Source organism: Lacibacter luteus (assembly GCF_004118265.1).
GTDB classification, from domain to species: domain Bacteria; phylum Bacteroidota; class Bacteroidia; order Chitinophagales; family Chitinophagaceae; genus Lacibacter; species Lacibacter luteus.
Map to the genome: position 1 here is coordinate 1 of NZ_SDHW01000020.1, position 417 is coordinate 417.

General features: G+C 41.5%; 1 pseudogene. It reads left to right on the forward strand.

Annotated elements, in window-relative coordinates:
- Positions 1 to 163 precede the first annotated feature (163 nt).
- A pseudogene (locus tag ESA94_RS21825) lies at positions 164 to 417 on the forward strand (proton-conducting transporter transmembrane domain-containing protein); the annotation flags it as partial.

Consider the following 417-nt stretch of genomic DNA (forward strand, 5'->3'; position numbering starts at 1 on the left):
AACAGTTTGGGTCATTAACATACAGTGAAGTGTTTCCGCAAGCTGCAGGTATGTTTAAAGGCGACAGTATTCTTGTTGTAATTACATTGTTATTGTTTGTTGGTGCAACAGGTAAGAGTGCACAAATTCAATTGTACACACGCTTGCCCGTGCAACACAGGTGGTGGTAGCAGTAGTTGGTTTGGCAACAGCAATTCTTGCTGCAACCATTGCTATCAAACAAAACGATATTAAGAAAGTACTGGCTTACTCAACGGTTAGTCAGCTCGGTTATATGTTCCATGCATCACGAGCTGGATATTCGTAAAATGGGTGGACTGGCAAAAAAACTTCCTATAACAAGATGGACTTTTTGGGTTGGTTGTATCGCCATTGCAGGTATTCCTCCGTTCAGCGGCTTTTTCTCAAAAGATGAAA